Genomic DNA, 16092 nt, shown 5'->3' with positions numbered 1-16092 from the left:
CCTCCCCCTCCGGGGGAGGGTTGGGGTGGGGGCGCTCGGCGCTTGAAGAGGCGGCGGCGCTTGCCGGACGCCGCGCCCCCATCCCCGCCTTCCCCCGGAGGGGGAAGGAGCGACATCCGAAAGTTCCGAAGGCAGCATCGTGCTCACAGCGCTTCCTCCTCGTTCTCGCGGCTCGCCCGCAGCAGGCTCTCCTGCAGCCTGCGCGCGTATTCCGCGAAGCGTGCCGACACCATGAATTCCGGCTGGCGCGGATACGGCTCGTCGATCTTGAATTCGTCGACGATGCGACCCGGCCGCGCGGCCATCATCACGACGCGGCTGGAGAGGAACACCGCCTCGTGGATCGAGTGGGTGACGAAGACCACGGTGAGTTTCTTCTCGCGCCACAGCGCCAGCAGGTCGGCATCGAGCTTGTGGCGCGTGATCTCGTCGAGCGCGCCGAAGGGCTCGTCCATCAGCAAGAGCTGCGGCTGCACCACCAGGCCGCGGGCGATCGACACCCGCATCTGCATGCCGCCGGAGAGGTTGCGCGGCAGGGCCCGTGCGAACTTCGCCAGGCCGACGAGCGCCAATGCGTCGGCGACGCGCGCGTCGGCCTCGCTGCGCGACACGCCCGCCAGCTCCAGCGGCAGGCGCACGTTGGCCTGCACGCTGGCCCAGGGCATCAGCGTCGGCGACTGGAACACGAAGGCCATCTTGCGGCCGCTCGCTTCCAGTTGCGCCACGGGCTTGCGCCACAGCAGCAGGCGCCCGTCCGTGGGCTCCAGCAGGCCGGCCACCATCTTCAGCAGCGTGCTCTTGCCGCAGCCCGAGGGGCCCAGCAGCGTGACGAACTCGCCCTCGGCAACGGACAGGTCCACCGGCTGCAGGGCGACCGTGCCATTCGGGTAGGTCTTGTGCGCGGACAGGACCTCGATCGCGGGCCCTGCAGGCGCCAGCACCGCCGGCGCTTCGCGTATCACGGCATCACCTTCGCGTCCTTGATGAAGGCGAAGTCGTAGGCGGCGGCGGGCGTCACCTTGGCGGGATCGACCAGCTTGTTGTCCACCAGGAACTTGAAGTTGGTGGCGATGCGCTGCTCGTTCATCATGCCGATGCCCAGCCTGGGCGCGTCGCCGCCGGTGACGATGCCCATCTCCTTGAGCTTGGCCACGCTGTACGCGAGCTGTTCGTCGGACATGCTGGGGTTGTCCTTCTTGATCAGCGCGTTGCCCGGCGCCGGATCGGCCAGGTAGCTCTTCCAGCCTTCCATCGTCGCCTTGACGAAGGCGCCCACGGCCTTGTTGCGGGTCTTGATCGTCTCGTCCATGCACGACACGGTGGTGGCATACGAAGTCCAGCCCTTGTCGGCGAACAGGTGGGCCTTGGCCTTGACGCCGGCCTTCTGGATCGCGAAGGTCTCGGACGTGAGATAGCCCTGCTGCACCGCGTTCTTGTCGGCGACAAAGGGCTGGATGTTGAAGGTGTAGGGGCGCAGCTGCGAGTCTTCGAAGCCGTACTTCTGCTTCAGCCACAACCAGTAGCCGCGCTGCGCGGACGGGGCGATCAGGATCGTCTTGCCCTTCATCTCCTCGAAGCTGTTCACGTCGTCATGCGAGATCAGTACCTGCGGGTCCTTCTGGAACACCGCGGCCACCGTAGTGACCGGCACGCCGCTGGAGCGCGCGATCACCATCTGCAGGTCGCTCGAGCCCATGATGCAGTCGGCCTGGCCGGCCGCCATGAGCTGCATCACGTTGACTTGGGGGCCGCCCATCTTGATGGTCACGTCGAGCCCGTACTTCTTGTAGATGCCGGTGGCCACGGCCTGGTAGAAGCCGCCGTGCTCGGCCTGCGCATACCAGTTGGTCATGTACGTGAACTTCTCCTCGCCATGCGCGGAGCAGGCGAGGGCGATGCCGGCGATGGCAAGGAGGGAGCGGGTGAACGACGTCTTCATGGGAATCTCTGGTTGATGGATGGCGGAAGAAGGTCTTGCAAAATGCGCGCCGAATGCGGGCTCAGCGCAGGCCGGTCTCGACGTGGCCTTGCTGGTGCACATGGCCCCACGACGGCACGTCGCGCACCACCCACTGCATGCGGAACAGGTCGGTGATGGCCTGGGCCCAGCTGTCGGACAGGGTGTCGAGGATCTCCTCGCCCTGTTCGCGCGTGGCGCCCAGCGGATCGCCGATGACGCCGCTGGGACCGAAGTCGCGCGCCGTCCAGGCGCAGGCCGGGCGGCCGTCGGGGGAGAGCAGCTTCGAGGGGAACACCGGCGGGAAGTTGGCGACGGCGCGCTCCATGTGCACCGTGTCGGGGGCGAGCGCGAGCAGCAGCGCCGTCTCCGAGTGGCCCGCGTGCATGGCTTGCTTCTTCTCCTGGTCCGAGATGAACTTGCCCGATGCATTGGGCAGGCGCGAGACGTGGAAGGGAACGACCACGAAGTCGCCATGGCGCAGGCGCAGTTCGCGAGCGGCCATCTCCAGCACCTGCGGCTGGCCGCCGTGGCCGTTGGCGAACAGCAGCTTGCGAAAGCCGGCGCGATAGACCGATTCGCCGATCTCCTGCACCACGTTCAACAGCGTGGGCCCGGTCAGCGTCATCGTGCCGGGGAAATGCAGGTGTTCGTCGGACTTGCCGTAGGTGATGGGGGCAAGGCCGAAGGCGCGCACCTCGGAGGGCAGCTTCTCCAGCGCGCGGCCCATCACGCCGGCGGAGATCACGCTGTCGACGGCGCAGGGCAGGTGCGGGCCATGCTGTTCGATCGCGCCGACCGGCAGCACGATGACCGTGTTCTCGCGATCCGGCAGCGCGGCGATCTCGGTCCAGCTCAGGTAGGGCAGGAAGCGGTGGGGCGGGGTGTAGCCGTGCATCATGATCGGGTTCTCTTTCGGGTCAGGCGAAGTGCGCCATCGCCTGCGCCACGCGCTGCTTGAAGGCGGCGAGGCGCGGCGGGGTGGCAACGTTCATGTAGTAATAGGCGTGGTAGTCCACGCGCGCCTGGTTGCCGGTGAGGCGCTTGAGGTAGCGGGTGACGATGCGCCGCGGCGGATCGCCCATGTACCAGGCCATCCAGCGCGGGCGGCCGTAGGTGACGACCGCGGAGATGCGCTTCAGGTTGGTGAGCATCGGCTTGACGTGCGCGGGGTCGCTCAGGTCGAAGGCGACGCCGGGCATCAGCAGGCGATCGAAGAAGCCCTTGAGCATCGCCGGCAGCCCGAAGCACCAGGTGGGAAAGCAGAAGACGAGGGCGTCGGCTCGCTTCAGCCGTGCGATGTAGCCGGCGACGGGCTCCCGGTTGGAGGGCACCTCGTGATAGCCGAGGCGCTCCTCACGCGACATCACGGGGTTGAAGCCTTCGGCATACAGGTCGCAGTCGTCGACCGTGTGGCCGGCGCCCCGCAGGTTGCTCACCACGTCCTGGTGCAGGGCGGAGGCGAAGCTGGTCTCGACCGGATGGCAGTAGACGACGAGGACGTGCATTGGTGCGTCCTCAGCGCGCGCGCACCGGATTGGCGCGGCGGGTGGCGGAAGAAAGGGCAAAGCGCTTCAATGTTGACCAAACAATCTGACTGTTTGGTCAAATTCAGCAAGGGGCGTGCCAGGGAACGAAAGGCGTCGTGCGGTGCGGAGATTCTTGAACGCAGAAGGCGCAGAAGTGCGCAGAAGCCGCAGAAAGGACAAGGAAAAGCTAGAGGGTCTTCTGCGTTTTCTGCGTCACTTCTGCGATTTCTGCGTTCAGAAACGAGTCGATCGAACGCAACCGGTCAACCAATCCCGCAGCCCCGCAGCACGAAGCCCGTCAGCTCCTCCACCAGCTTGTGCCGTTGCGGCATCCAGCCGGGGTGGCCCGGTTTGCGCAACTGCTGGACTTGCACAGCGGAGTCGGCGTAGAACTGCGTCATCGCCCAGATCGCCATCAGCAGCGTGTGGGCGTCCACCGGCCGCATCAGCCCGCGGGCGATCCAGCCGTTGATCACGGCCACCTTGTCGCGCGTGACCTTGCGCGAGTCGGGCCAGAACTTCTCCAGATTGTGGCCACCATCGAGTACCTCGCGCGTGAACAGGCGCGAGATCTCCGGCTTGTCGAAGGCCAGGTCGATCTTGGAGCGGATGTAGTCGCCCAGCACGCGCGCCGGGTCGCCCGAGCTGGCATCGAAGAGGCCCTTCCAGTCCTCCACCACGGACATCAGCAGCTCCTCGTACAGCTGCTCCTTGCCTTCGATGTAGTAGTGCAGCTGCGGCTTGGTCAGGCCGGCGCGCTCGGCGATCGCCTGCGTGGAGCTGCCGGCCAGGCCGTTCTTGCTGAACTCCGCGATGGCCGCCGCGCGGATGGCCGCCATCACGCGCTCGCGGTTCTGGCGGGCGCGGGGGCGGGGGGTCTCGTCGGCGCGCATGTGCGCGCGATGGTAGCAGCCGCTCAGGCCGGCGGCAGCGGCGTACCCTGCTGCCGCACCGAGGCCAGCATCTCCCAGCTGACCAGGAACACCGCCGCGATCACCGGACCGATCACGAAGCCGTTGAGCCCGAAGACCACGATGCCGCCCAGCGTGGCCACCAGCACCAGGTAGTCCGGCATGCGCGTGTCGCGACCCACGAGCCGCGGGCGCAGGAAGTTGTCGATCAGGCCGATCACCACCGTGCCCCACACGATGAGGCCCACGCCGCGCAGCACGTCGCCGGACAACAGGTAGTAGCCCGCCACCGGGCCCCACACGATCGCCGCCCCGATCGCGGGCATCAGCGACAACACGGCCATCACGGCGCCCCAGAGGATGGCGCCGGGCAGGCCCAGCACCCAGAAGGCGACGCCGCCGAGGGCGCCTTGCACCAGCGCCAGGGCGATGTTGCCCTTGACCGTGGCACGAACCACGATCGCGAACTGCGTCAGCAGGCGGCGCGTGTGCTGCGGGTGCAGGGGGATCGCGCGGGAGATCGACTGCGTGAGCTGCTCGCCGTCGCGAAACAGGAAGAACAGCATGTAGATCATCACGAAGAAGGCGACGAAGAAATCCAGCGTGCCCTGGCCGATGCCCACCACGCGCGAGGTGAGCGCCTGGCCGCTGGTGCTCACCGCCGTCATCAGCTTGGTCTGCAGCACCGCGAGATCGCCCAGGCCGAAGCGATGCAGCACGCTGCGCGCCCACTCGGGCAGGGCCGCCATGAAGCGCTGGAAGTAGCTCGAGATCTGGATGTCGCCGGAGCGCATCTTGTCCACCAGCGCCGCGGCCTCCTGCGTGATGGATGCCGCCAGCAGCGACAGCGGCAGGATCACGATCAGCAGGATGACGACCACGGACGCCAGTGCCGCCATGTTGCGCCGGCCGTGGCTGCCTTCCAGCAAGTGCTGGTGCATGGGCCAGAAGACCAGCGTGATGAAGACGGCCCAGCAGACCGCGCCGAAAAAGGGCCAGAGGATCAGGAAGAAGAGCACCGTCGCCACCACCACCAGGAACAGCAGCGACTTGAACTCGAGTTCCGGGGTCTTGAGCGGGTTGGGCGAACTCATCGGGGCGAGCCTAAAGCAAAAACGGGTGGGGAGGGCGTGAACAGGCCCTAGCGCGGAATCTCCTTCGGCTTGCCGTCGTCGTCGATCGCCACATACGTCACCAGCGCCTCCGTCACCTTGACGAACTCGCCCTGCGAGCGGAAGCGCTCGGCAAACACCTCCACGTCCACCGTGATCGAGGTGCGGCCTATGCGGGTGACCGACGAATAGAAGCTCAGGATGTCGCCCACCCGCACCGGCTGCTTGAAGACGAATTCCTTCACGGCGACCGTCGCCATGCGGCCCCGGATCACGCGCGCGGGGATGACCGAGCCGGCCAGGTCGACCTGGGCCATGACCCAGCCGCCGAAGATGTCGCCATTGCCGTTGGTGTCGGCCGGCATGGGAATCACCTTGAGCACCAGTTCCTTGTCGGAAGGCGCGGCGGGGGGCGGAGCGACTCTGTGGGCCGCTGGGGTACTTGCATTTGCAGACATGGGCACAATCTCTTTTCGATAGTCAACGGATTCTCCCCCATGCGTCGCGGCGGCGAACTGTCTTCCTCCCTTCCGATTCCCGCTGGCCAGACGGCCGGCCAGAGCGCCGGCCGTTCCGACTGGAGCACGCTCAAGCGCCTGATTCCCTATCTCTGGGACTACAAGTGGCGCGGGCTGTTCGCGCTGCTGTTCATGATCGGCGCCAAGCTGGCCAACGTTGGGGTGCCCTGGCTGCTCAAGCACCTGGTGGACGCCATGGACGTGAAGGCCGGCAACCCGCTTGCCGTGCTGGTGGTGCCGGTCGGCCTGCTGGTGGCCTATGGGCTGCTGCGCCTGTCGACCTCCGTGTTCACCGAACTGCGCGAACTGGTGTTCTCCAAGGCCACGCAGGGCGCGGCCCGCAGCATCGCGCTGGAAACCTTCCGCCACCTGCACGCGCTCGCACTGCGCTTCCACCTCGAGCGGCAGACCGGTGGCATGACCCGCGACATCGAGCGCGGCGTGCGCGGCATCGAGTCTCTGATCTCGTATTCGCTCTATTCGATCGTGCCGACCCTGATCGAAGTGGCCATGGTGCTGACCATCCTGGCGGTCAAGTTCGATGTCTGGTTCGCCTGGATCACGATCGCGGCGCTGGTGGTCTACATCACGTTCACGGTCAGCGTCACGGAGTGGCGCACGCAGTTCCGGCGCGACGCCAACGAGTTCGATTCGGCCGCCCATAGCAAGGCGGTGGACTCGCTGCTGAACTACGAGACGGTCAAGTACTTCAACAACGAAGACTTCGAGGCGCGCCGCTACGACGAGAGCCTGCAGCGCCTGCGGCAGGCGCGGCTGAAGGCGCAGACCACGCTGTCGCTGCTCAATACGGGCCAGCAGGTGATCATCGCCATCGGCCTGGTCGGCATGCTGTACCGCGCGACGCTGGGCGTGGTGGACGGCCGCATGACGCTGGGCGACCTGGTGATGATCAACGCCTACATGATCCAGCTGTACATCCCGCTCAACTTCCTGGGCGTGCTGTACCGCGAGATCAAGCAGAGCCTGACCGACCTGGACAAGATGTTCACGCTGATGGAGAAGGAGCGCGAGGTCGCCGACCGGCCCGATGCGCAGCCGCTGCGCGGCGGCGATTGGAGCGTGCGCTTCGACCACGTGCAATTCGCCTACGAGCCGAGCCGCCAGATCCTGCACGACGTGAGCTTCGAGATTCCGGCCGGCAAGACGGTGGCCGTGGTCGGCCCTTCGGGCTCCGGCAAGTCGACGCTGGCGCGCCTGCTGTATCGCTTCTACGACGTGGGAATTCCCGGCCGCCCTTCGGTGGCGGGGGGCCGCATCACGATCGCCGGCCAGGACCTGCGCGCGGTGACGCAGGCCAGCGTGCGCCAGGCCATCGGCATCGTGCCGCAGGACACCGTGCTGTTCAACGACACGGTGGAATACAACATCGCCTATGGCCGCCCCGGCGCGAGCCACGCGCAGGTGGAAGAGGCCGCGCGGGCGGCGCGCATCCACGGCTTCATCGCCTCCACGCCCACGGGTTACCAGACGATGGTGGGCGAACGCGGCCTGAAGCTCTCGGGCGGCGAGAAGCAGCGGGTGGCCATTGCGCGCACGCTGCTGAAGGATCCGCCGATCCTGATCTTCGACGAGGCGACCTCGGCCCTGGACAGCGCCAACGAGCGCGCGATCCAGGCGGAGCTGAAAAGCGCCGCGCAGAACAAGACCACGCTGGTGATCGCGCACCGCCTGTCGACGGTGGTCGACGCGCACGAGATCCTGGTGATGGAGGCGGGCCGCATCATCGAGCGCGGCACGCACCAGCAGTTGCTGGCGCGTGGCGGCCGCTATGCGGACATGTGGGCCCTGCAGCAAAGCGCCGAAGGCGAGGCGTTCGCGGAAGTGATCGGGATGTAGTGCAGCTGTCGGCGGCGCGCAACAAGCGGTCGCTATAGTCGCGGCCGGGGCGCCATGCCCCCAAGCACTACAAAGATTCCGGAGGGATTCCCCATGCGTTTCGTCAAAGTCCTGGGCGCGAGCCTGTGCGCAGTTTCGGTGCTGGCCGGCTGCGCCATTCAGCAGACGATCAAGCCGGTCGGCCAGGTCGAGGGTCGAGAGATCTGCGTGATCCACAACCCCGCAGTGCGGGCCGGATTCATGGAGGCGTATCAGCGTTCGCTGGCCACCAAGGGCTACACCGTGCGCCAGCTGCCGCCGTCCTCCGCGATCACCGATTGCCCGGTGACCTCGACCTACACGGCGAACTGGCGCTGGGACCTCGCGATGTACATGGCCTACGCGGAGATCAAGGTGTACAGCAAGGGTCGACCGATCGGCGAGGCGAAATACGACGCCCTGCGCGGCGGCGCGAACATGAACAAGTTCATCGCCGCCGATCACAAGATCGACGAGTTGGTGAACCAGCTGTTCCCGGGCGGCGCCGGCAGCTGACGCATCGGAGGTCCGGCCGCGTGAACGGCGCGACCGGGCGTCACACCCGTCCGGCGACGATCGCCCTGCAAATGATCTTTTTCAGGCCCCATTGGTGGAACGGCAAGATCAGGAACAGGTAGATCTTGCCGAACACGTTGTGCACCTTGCACACCGTCGAGACCACGACCTTCGCGTTCGCGCCATCAGCGACCTTCAGCACCGAAAGCCTGAAGTCGAGATGCCTGTTGTCTCGACCGGTGATGAGTTCGGTCTCGGTGAGGGCCAGGATGGGCCATACGCCCAGTTGGCCGCCGACGGCGTTGCTGCCTTTCACCTGAAACTTCAGCACTTCGGACGCCGCTGCCGCATCGAGCCCGAAGAAAAAGACGATCCAGTTGCGCAGGATCAGTGCCGCTTTCATCCACGGCGGATGGTGCGCGAAGATGCCTTGGAAGATATCGACCACGGCCGCGCCGGGTTGGCTCAAGGGGGCGCAGTACGAGTCCTGGTAGTACGCGGCCGCTACCCATTGGCGATCCAGCATGCTCGTGGCGGGAAGCCCGCATTCCGCAAAGTCCATCTCTGCCTCCAGTCCTGATAGCGTTCGAGCAGCGGATCCGCTCGTGCCCGCCCTGCGCGCCAGCCCCCCGCAGTTTGCGCGCGCAGGCGGCGATACTGTGCGCATCTTGAGCACGCCCGCCCTCACACGCCCTTATCGCGAGTCCGACGAGGACCAGGTCGTCGCCCTCTGGCAGGAGTGCGGCCTGACGCGGCCCTGGAACGATCCGCACAAGGACATCGCCCGCAAGTTGCACGTGCAGCGCGAGCTGTTCCTGGTGGTCGAGCGCGCAGGCCGCATTGCCGCCACCATCATGGCGGGGCATGACGGGCATCGCGGGTGGGTCTACTACCTGGCCGTGGCGCCGGCCCAGCGCGGGCAGGGCATCGCCACGCAACTGATGCGGCGGGTCGAACAGGAGCTGCTGGCGCGCGGCTGCCCGAAGTTGAGCCTGCTCGTGCGCAGCACCAATGCCGGCGTGCTGGCCTTCTACGGCAAGCTGGGGTACGCGCAGGACGAGTCGGTGCCGCTCGGCAAGCGCCTGATCTGCGACGAGTGACATGCGCATCGGCCTGGTCTCCGACACGCACGACCTGCTGCGGCCCGAGGTGCTGGAGTACCTGCGCGGCAGCGACCACATCCTGCATGCCGGCGATCTCTGTGGCGATGCGGTGCTGCAGGCGCTGGCGCAACTCGCGCCGCTGACGGCGGTGCGCGGCAACAACGACCGCGGCCCCTGGGCACAGCGCCTGCCGGAAGCCGTGAGCGTGGAGCTCGGGGGCGTGACCGTGCACATGGTGCACGACGTCAAGGAGCTGGTGCTGCCCGCCAGCGCACGGGTGGTGATCTCCGGGCACTCGCACAAGCCCGTGGTGAACGAGCGCGCGGGCGTGCTTTACGTGAACCCGGGCAGCGCCGGACCGCGCCGGTTCAAGTTGCCGATCTCGGCGGGCGAATTGCGCATCGATGGCGGCGCGGTGCGCGCAACCTTGGTGCAGTTCTGAGCTGGATGTCATTGCGAGCGTGGCCTGCCATCCAGCACGGTGCGCACAACGGGAAGTCCGCCGACACCGGCCGCGCGCTTGCCTTGCCCAGAATCATCGGATGACCAATCGCCGCAAGACCCAGCGCCTGGTGCGCCAGTCCTCCGAGCTCGCGCTGGCCGTGCCGCAGGTGATGGCCCACCGCCTCACGCGCATGGCGCTTGCCGGGCCGATCCCGAACGCGCGCGACCGCCGCGAATTCGATGGCATGGCCCAGGAGAAGGTGCATGCCTTCTGGCAATCGTGGTTCGCCATGGGGTGGGCCACGACCGCAGCCATGCAGAAGACGTGGATGGCGATGTTGCAGGGCGCCCGCGCGCCGGCGATCGATCTGCACCAGATCGCCGCCAAGGGCATGGCCCCCGTGCATCGCAAGGCGACCGCCAACGCGAAGCGGCTGGCGCGCACATCCTTGCGCTGAGCGGGAGTCGGGCGTGCCCATGGCAATATGGGCGCCATGGAAACCAAGTGGCTGGAAGACTTCGTCAGCCTCGCCGAGACCCGCAGCTTCAGCCGCTCGGCGCAGCTGCGCCACGTGACGCAGCCTGCGTTTTCCCGCCGCATCCAGGCCCTGGAGGCCTGGGCGGGCACGGACCTGGTCGACCGCAGTTCCTACCCCACGCGCCTCACGCCCGCGGGCGAGACGCTCCATGCGCAATCGCTGGAGATGCTGCAGGCCCTGCACAACACGCGCGCCATGCTGCGCGGCCACGCGGCCGCCGGCCAGGACGTGATCGAGTTCGCCGTGCCGCACACGCTGGCCTTCACTTTCTTCCCGGCGTGGCTCTCCAGCCTGCGCGAGCAGTTCGGCCCGATCAAGACCCGCCTGATCGCGATGAACGTGCACGACGCCGCCATGCGCCTGGTCGAAGGCAACTGCGACGTGCTGATCGCCTATCACCATGCCTCGCAGCCGCTGCAGCTGGATGCCGCCCGTTATGAGATGGTGACCCTCGGCACGGAGACGCTCGCGCCGTGGTGCAAGCCCGACGCGCACGGCGAACCGCTGTTCCGGCTGCCCGGCCGACCGACGCATCCACTGCCTTATCTGGGCTACGCGCCCGGCGCCTATCTCGGACGCGTGACCGACCTGCTCCTCAAGGAGTCCGGAACGGCGATCCACCTCGATCGCGTCTACGAGACCGACATGGCCGAAGGCCTGAAGGTGATGGCGCTCGAAGGTCACGGCATCGCCTTCCTGCCGCACAGCGCCGTGACGAAGGAGCTGCGCGCACGCACGCTGGTGACGCCCGCGCCGCCGGAACTCGCTGTCCTCGAGATCGCGATGGAGGTGCGGGCGTACCGCGAGCGGCCGCGCGAGAAGCAGCCGGCCAAGGCCAGGGCGCAAGCGCTGTGGTCCTTCCTCGCCGCGGGCGGGGGCACTGAGACACTGGCCAAAGGCTGACGGCTTGGTGGCGTGTTGCCATGCCACCGGGCATAAACCCTGCTTACGCTGTCCCGCGCAAGCCCTAAGCTTCCGGGCGCGCGGGGGCCCGGCGGTCGGTGCGAGCGGCTCTAGAATTTCAGTTTGCGTTGCGATCGCATCGCGTCATCACAGGAGATACGAATGAAGAACAAGCTTTTGCTGGCCATGGTGCTGTCGGCGGTCGCCACCGGCGCCTTCGCGCAGGCCACCGACACGCTGGCCAAGGCCAAGTCCGCCGGCAAGGTCGTCATGGGGGTGCGCGAATCGTCGGCGCCGCTGTCGTACACGCTGGGCAACGGCCAGTACACCGGCTACCACGTGGAGCTGTGCCAGCGCATCCTGAAGGCCGTGCTGCCCGGCGTCTTGATCGAGTACGTGCCGGTCACCTCCGCCAACCGGATCCCGCTGGTGCAGAACGGAACGGTCGACATCGAGTGCGGCTCCACCACCAACAACGCGGCGCGCCAGAAGGACGTCGCCTTCGCCCTCACCACCTACGTCACGGAAGTGCGCACGGCCGTCAAGGCCACCTCCAGCATCAAGTCGGTTGCCGACCTGAACGACAAGACCGTGGCCACCACCACGGGCACCACCTCGGTGGCGCTGCTGCGCAAGAACAAGCGCGCGCAGAACATCAAGTTCAACGAGGTCTACGGCAAGGACCACGCCGACAGTTTCCTGCTGCTGGAATCCGGCCGTGCCGACGCCTTCGTGATGGACGACAACATCCTGGCCGGCCTGATCGCCGGTTCGTCCAACCCGAAGGGCTTCAAGATCGTGGGCGAGACGCTCAACGTCGAACCCATCGCGATCATGATCCGCAAGGACGATCCCAAGTTCAAGGCGGCGGTGGACGACTACATCCGCAAGGCCATGAAGGACGGCGAGATCAAGCTGCTGTACACCAAGTGGTTCCTGCAGCCGATCCCGCCCAAGAACACCAGCGTCAACCTGCCCATGGGCACGGTGCTGGCCGACCTGGTGAAGAACCCCAGCGACAAGCCCGCCGAAGACTTCAACAAGTAAGGCGACACGCCGGCCACGCGGGCTTGCCCGCGGCCGGCTTTTTTCTTTCCGCACCCGAGGAGCAGCGATGGCCCTGGATTGGCAGATCTTCTGCCAGGACACGATCGACAAGACGGCGGTGGCGGGATGCTTCGGCTCCGGCGGCGCCAATGGCACGCAGACCTACCTGGACTGGCTGATCTCCGCCTGGGGACAGACCGTGCTGGTGGCCGCGCTGTCGCTGGTCGTGGCGCTGGTGGTGGGCTCGGTGGCCGGCACCATCCGCACGCTGCCCGACAGCCCCTGGCTCGCGCGCCTGGGCAACTGGTGGGTCGAGTTCTTCCGCAACATTCCGCTGCTGGTGCAGGTCTTCCTCTGGTATCACGTGGTGCCGGTGCTGTTTCCCGCCTTCGCCCGCATGCCCAAGCTGGCGCTGGTGGTCGCGGCCCTGGGCCTGTTCACTTCGGCGCGCATCGCGGAGCAGGTGCGCGCGGGCATCCAGGCGCTGCCACGCGGGCAGCGCTACGCCGGCATGGCGATGGGTTTCACGACGCCGCAGTACTACCGCTACGTGCTGCTGCCCATGGCCTTTCGCATCATCGTGCCGCCGCTCACGAGCGAGGCGATGAACATCTTCAAGAATTCCTCGGTGGCCTTCGCGGTGTCGATCACCGAGCTGACCTTCTTCGCGCAGCAGGCGGGCGAGGAGACGGCGCACGGCATCGAGATCTACCTGGGCGTCACTGCGCTGTACGTGGTTTCGGCGCTGGCCATCAACCGGGTCATGGCCTTCATCGAGAAGCGCGTGCGGGTGCCCGGGATGGTCGCGAGCCCCGGGGGCGGACACTAGATGCCCGCACTCGACTTTTCCTTCTTCACCTGGGACGTCTTCCGGGCCTACGTGCTCAAGGGCATGTATTTCAGCTTCGCGCTGACGCTCGTGTCCACCATTGGCGGCGTCCTGTTCGGCACGGCGCTGGCGCTGATGCGCCTCTCGGGCAAGAAGGTGCTGGCGCTGCCTGCCGCCACCTATGTCAATGGCATGCGGTCCATCCCGCTGCTGATGGTGCTGTTGTGGTTCTTCCTGCTGGTGCCCTTCCTGATCGGTCGCCCGATCGGTGCCGAGCTGACGGCGGTGGTGACCTTCATTGCCTTCGAGGCGGCGTACTTCTCGGAGATCGTGCGCGCCGGCATCCAGTCGATCGCGCGCGGCCAGGTGTACGCGGGCCAGGCGCTGGGCATGAGCTACGGGCAGAACATGCGGCTGGTGATCCTGCCGCAGGCCTTTCGCAACATGATTCCGGTGTTCCTCACGCAGACCATCATCCTGTTCCAGGACACCTCGCTGGTCTACATCATCACGGCGGGCGACATGCTGCACGGCTTCACCGTCGCCGGCAACAACCTGAGCCATCCGCGCGAGGCGTACATCCTTGCCGCCATCCTTTATTTCGTCATCTGCTTCACGCTCTCCTGGCTGGTAAAGGGACTGCAGAAGAAGATCGCCATCATCCGCTGAGAACGAGAAAGTCCCCATGGCCGACCAAGAAATGATGATCGCCATCCGCAACGTGTCCAAGTGGTATGGGCCCGTGCAGGTGCTGCACGACTGCTCGGTGCAGATCGCCAAGGGCGACGTGGTGGTGGTGTGCGGGCCTTCCGGCTCGGGCAAGTCGACGCTGATCAAGACCGTCAACGGACTGGAGCCGATCCAGAAGGGCGAGATCTTCGTCAACGGGACGCAAGTCAACGACCCGAAGACCAACCTGCCGCAATTGCGCAGCCACGTCGGCATGGTGTTCCAGCACTTCGAGCTGTTCCCGCATCTGTCGGTGACGGAGAACCTGACCATCGCGCAGGTGAAGGTGCTGGGGCGCAGCGCAGACGAAGCCAAGGTGCGCGGCCTGAAGATGCTCGATCGCGTCGGCCTGACCGGGCACAAGGACAAGTACCCCGGCCAGCTGTCGGGCGGCCAGCAGCAGCGCGTGGCCATCCCGCGGGCGTTGTCGATGGATCCCTACGTGATGCCGTTCGACGAGCAGACCGCGGCGCCCGACCCCGAGATGGTTGGCGAGGTGCTGGACGTGATGGTCGGCCTGGCCAAGGAAGGCATGACGATGATGGTCGTCACGCACGAGATGGGCTTCGCCCGCAAGGTGGCCAACCGCGTGATCTTCATCGACGTCGGCGGGCACATCCTGGAGGACTGCTCGAAGGACGAATTCTTCGGCAACATGGAAGCGCGGCAGCCGCGCACGAAGGATTTTCTCTCGAAGATCCTGTCGCATTGAGGCAGTCGAAAGACCAGCAACCGGACGCAGAAGCCGCAGAAGTTGCGCAGAAGGCGCAGAAGAAAACCTTTCAAAGTCTGCCTTGATTTTTTTGCGTCTTCTGCGGCACTTCTGCGCTTTCTGCGTCCGGTTGTCCGCATTCCGGACGGTGGGACAATCGCGCCATGTCCCAGACCCTCACCATCACCCGCCCCGACGACTGGCACCTGCATGTACGTGACGGCGCGGCCATGGCCAGCGTCGTGCCGCATTCGGCGGCGCAGTTCGGCCGGGCATTGATCATGCCCAACCTCAAGCCGCCGGTGACCACCGCTGCGCTCGCCGGCGCGTACCGCGAACGCATCCTCGCGGCGGTGCCCCGGGGCGTTTCCTTCCAGCCGCTGATGTCGCTGTACCTCACCGACAATCTCGCGCCCGAGGAGATCGTGCGCGCCAGGCAGGCGGGCGTCGTGGCCGTCAAGCTCTATCCGGCGGGCGCCACGACCAACAGCGACGCCGGCGTGACCGACATCCGCAAGACCTATCGCACGCTCGAAGCCATGCAGCGCGAAGGCATCCTGCTGCTCGTGCACGGCGAAGTCACGGATCCGGATATCGACATCTTCGATCGCGAGGCGGTGTTCCTGGAAACGCAACTCGCGCCGCTGCGCCGCGACCTGCCGGAACTGAAGATCGTCGTCGAACACATGACCACCAAGGAAGCGGTGCAGTACGTGCGTGACGCCGACCGTTTCACGGCCGGCACCATCACCGCACATCACCTGCTGTACAACCGCAACGCGATCTTCACGGGCGGGATCCGTCCGCACTACTACTGCCTGCCGGTGCTCAAGCGCGAGGTCCATCGCCAGGCGCTGGTCGAAGCGGCCACCAGCGGCAGCCCGAAATTCTTCCTGGGCACCGACAGCGCGCCCCATCCCGCGGTGCTCAAGGAGCATGCGCTCGGTTGCGCCGGCTGCTATACCGCCTTGTCGGCCATGGAGCTCTATGCCGAAGCTTTCGACAGCGTCGATGCGCTCGCCAGACTGGAAGGCTTCGCCAGCTTCTTCGGGGCCGACTTCTACGGCCTGCCGCGCAACACCGGCACGCTGACGCTGCACAAGGAGAGCTGGCATCTGCCCGACAAGGTGCCCTTCGGCGAGGCGGAATTGAAGCCGCTGCGCGGCGGCGAGACACTGGCGTGGAGGGTGCAGGCATGAGAGCGGAACTACCTGGGGCCGATGATGAAGCGGCGCTGCTGATCGACGCCGACAACGTGTCCGCCCCCGGCATCGACGCCGCGGTCGCCCACCTGGAAGGGCAGGGCCTGCGACTCACGATCCGCCGTGCCTACGGTGGCCTCGAAAAGCTGGGCGGCATGCGGGAGTG

At 66.5% G+C, this 16092-nt stretch carries 19 protein-coding genes; 11 read left to right on the top strand and 8 right to left on the bottom strand.

Annotated features, from left to right (window positions below; genetic code table 11):
• Positions 1 to 143: 143 nt before the first annotated feature.
• The 7 genes from JWP60_RS20540 to JWP60_RS20510 form a co-directional block, all read right to left on the bottom strand.
• On the bottom strand, positions 144 to 962 hold the full coding sequence (locus JWP60_RS20540) for an ABC transporter ATP-binding protein (protein ID WP_299795448.1): 819 nt from the start codon (positions 960 to 962) through the stop codon (positions 144 to 146).
• Complete coding sequence (locus tag JWP60_RS20535) at positions 959 to 1939, bottom strand: ABC transporter substrate-binding protein (protein WP_299795447.1); 981 nt, start codon at positions 1937 to 1939, stop codon at positions 959 to 961. Before JWP60_RS20535 ends, JWP60_RS20540 begins: the two co-directional genes overlap by 4 nt.
• Before the next feature lie 61 nt (positions 1940 to 2000).
• Complete coding sequence (locus JWP60_RS20530; RefSeq protein WP_299795446.1) at positions 2001 to 2858, bottom strand: creatininase family protein; 858 nt, start codon at positions 2856 to 2858, stop codon at positions 2001 to 2003.
• A gap of 19 nt (positions 2859 to 2877) precedes the next feature.
• Positions 2878 to 3465 carry an NAD(P)H-dependent oxidoreductase gene (locus JWP60_RS20525; RefSeq protein ID WP_299795445.1) on the bottom strand — a complete coding sequence of 196 codons (588 nt, stop codon included), beginning with the start codon at positions 3463 to 3465 and terminating at the stop codon, positions 2878 to 2880.
• A gap of 284 nt (positions 3466 to 3749) precedes the next feature.
• The gene (locus tag JWP60_RS20520; RefSeq protein ID WP_299795444.1) at positions 3750 to 4379 is read right to left on the bottom strand and encodes a TetR/AcrR family transcriptional regulator; all 630 of its coding nucleotides are present in this window, start codon (positions 4377 to 4379) and stop codon (positions 3750 to 3752) included.
• Positions 4380 to 4402: 23 nt separating this feature from the next.
• Positions 4403 to 5491: an AI-2E family transporter gene (locus JWP60_RS20515; RefSeq protein WP_299795443.1), complete on the bottom strand. Its 1089-nt coding sequence runs from the start codon at positions 5489 to 5491 to the stop codon at positions 4403 to 4405.
• Between the two features lie 47 nt (positions 5492 to 5538).
• Positions 5539 to 5967, bottom strand: coding sequence for an acyl-CoA thioesterase (locus JWP60_RS20510; protein WP_299795442.1), 429 nt, complete (start codon positions 5965 to 5967; stop codon positions 5539 to 5541).
• 39 nt (positions 5968 to 6006) lie between these two features.
• Here JWP60_RS20510 and JWP60_RS20505 point away from each other — a divergent pair, with 39 nt between their 5' ends.
• Together JWP60_RS20505 and JWP60_RS20500 are read left to right on the top strand one after the other, a co-directional pair.
• Positions 6007 to 7884, top strand: a complete 1878-nt coding sequence (locus tag JWP60_RS20505) for an ABC transporter ATP-binding protein/permease (RefSeq protein ID WP_299795441.1) — start codon at positions 6007 to 6009, stop codon at positions 7882 to 7884.
• A 93-nt stretch (positions 7885 to 7977) separates the two neighbouring features.
• Positions 7978 to 8418 (top strand): Sbal_3080 family lipoprotein, encoded by a 441-nt coding sequence (locus tag JWP60_RS20500; RefSeq protein ID WP_299795440.1) that lies wholly within the window; start codon positions 7978 to 7980, stop codon positions 8416 to 8418.
• A 40-nt stretch (positions 8419 to 8458) separates the two neighbouring features.
• Here JWP60_RS20500 and JWP60_RS20495 read toward each other — a convergent pair whose 3' ends face one another.
• Positions 8459 to 8980 (bottom strand): DUF2867 domain-containing protein, encoded by a 522-nt coding sequence (locus JWP60_RS20495; RefSeq protein WP_299795439.1) that lies wholly within the window; start codon positions 8978 to 8980, stop codon positions 8459 to 8461.
• A 106-nt stretch (positions 8981 to 9086) separates the two neighbouring features.
• Between JWP60_RS20495 and JWP60_RS20490 the strand changes: the two genes are divergently transcribed.
• From JWP60_RS20490 to pyrC, 9 genes are all read left to right on the top strand, one after another.
• Positions 9087 to 9518, top strand: coding sequence for a GNAT family acetyltransferase (locus JWP60_RS20490; RefSeq protein ID WP_299795438.1), 432 nt, complete (start codon positions 9087 to 9089; stop codon positions 9516 to 9518).
• 1 nt (position 9519) lies between these two features.
• Entirely contained in the window at positions 9520 to 9963 is a 444-nt protein-coding gene (locus tag JWP60_RS20485; RefSeq protein WP_299795437.1) for a metallophosphoesterase family protein, read from the top strand.
• Between the two features lie 100 nt (positions 9964 to 10063).
• Positions 10064 to 10423: a polyhydroxyalkanoate granule-associated phasin gene (locus JWP60_RS20480; protein WP_299795436.1), complete on the top strand. Its 360-nt coding sequence runs from the start codon at positions 10064 to 10066 to the stop codon at positions 10421 to 10423.
• A gap of 36 nt (positions 10424 to 10459) precedes the next feature.
• Positions 10460 to 11407, top strand: coding sequence for a LysR substrate-binding domain-containing protein (locus JWP60_RS20475; protein WP_299795435.1), 948 nt, complete (start codon positions 10460 to 10462; stop codon positions 11405 to 11407).
• A gap of 162 nt (positions 11408 to 11569) precedes the next feature.
• The gene (locus JWP60_RS20470) at positions 11570 to 12454 is read left to right on the top strand and encodes an amino acid ABC transporter substrate-binding protein (RefSeq protein WP_299795434.1); all 885 of its coding nucleotides are present in this window, start codon (positions 11570 to 11572) and stop codon (positions 12452 to 12454) included.
• 67 nt (positions 12455 to 12521) lie between these two features.
• Positions 12522 to 13283: an amino acid ABC transporter permease gene (locus tag JWP60_RS20465; RefSeq protein ID WP_299795433.1), complete on the top strand. Its 762-nt coding sequence runs from the start codon at positions 12522 to 12524 to the stop codon at positions 13281 to 13283.
• On the top strand, positions 13284 to 13952 hold the full coding sequence (locus tag JWP60_RS20460; protein WP_299795432.1) for an amino acid ABC transporter permease: 669 nt from the start codon (positions 13284 to 13286) through the stop codon (positions 13950 to 13952).
• A 34-nt stretch (positions 13953 to 13986) separates the two neighbouring features.
• The gene (locus JWP60_RS20455) at positions 13987 to 14724 is read left to right on the top strand and encodes an amino acid ABC transporter ATP-binding protein (protein WP_299795449.1); all 738 of its coding nucleotides are present in this window, start codon (positions 13987 to 13989) and stop codon (positions 14722 to 14724) included.
• 164 nt (positions 14725 to 14888) lie between these two features.
• Positions 14889 to 15923, top strand: coding sequence for a dihydroorotase (pyrC, locus tag JWP60_RS20450; RefSeq protein WP_299795431.1), 1035 nt, complete (start codon positions 14889 to 14891; stop codon positions 15921 to 15923).
• Positions 15924 to 16092 lie beyond the last annotated feature (169 nt).

This window comes from Ramlibacter sp. (assembly GCF_028291745.1).
In the GTDB taxonomy this organism is placed as follows: domain Bacteria; phylum Pseudomonadota; class Gammaproteobacteria; order Burkholderiales; family Burkholderiaceae_C; genus Ramlibacter.
Note: the sequence above shows the minus strand (reverse complement) of the source record. Positions and strands in the feature narration are given on the sequence as shown.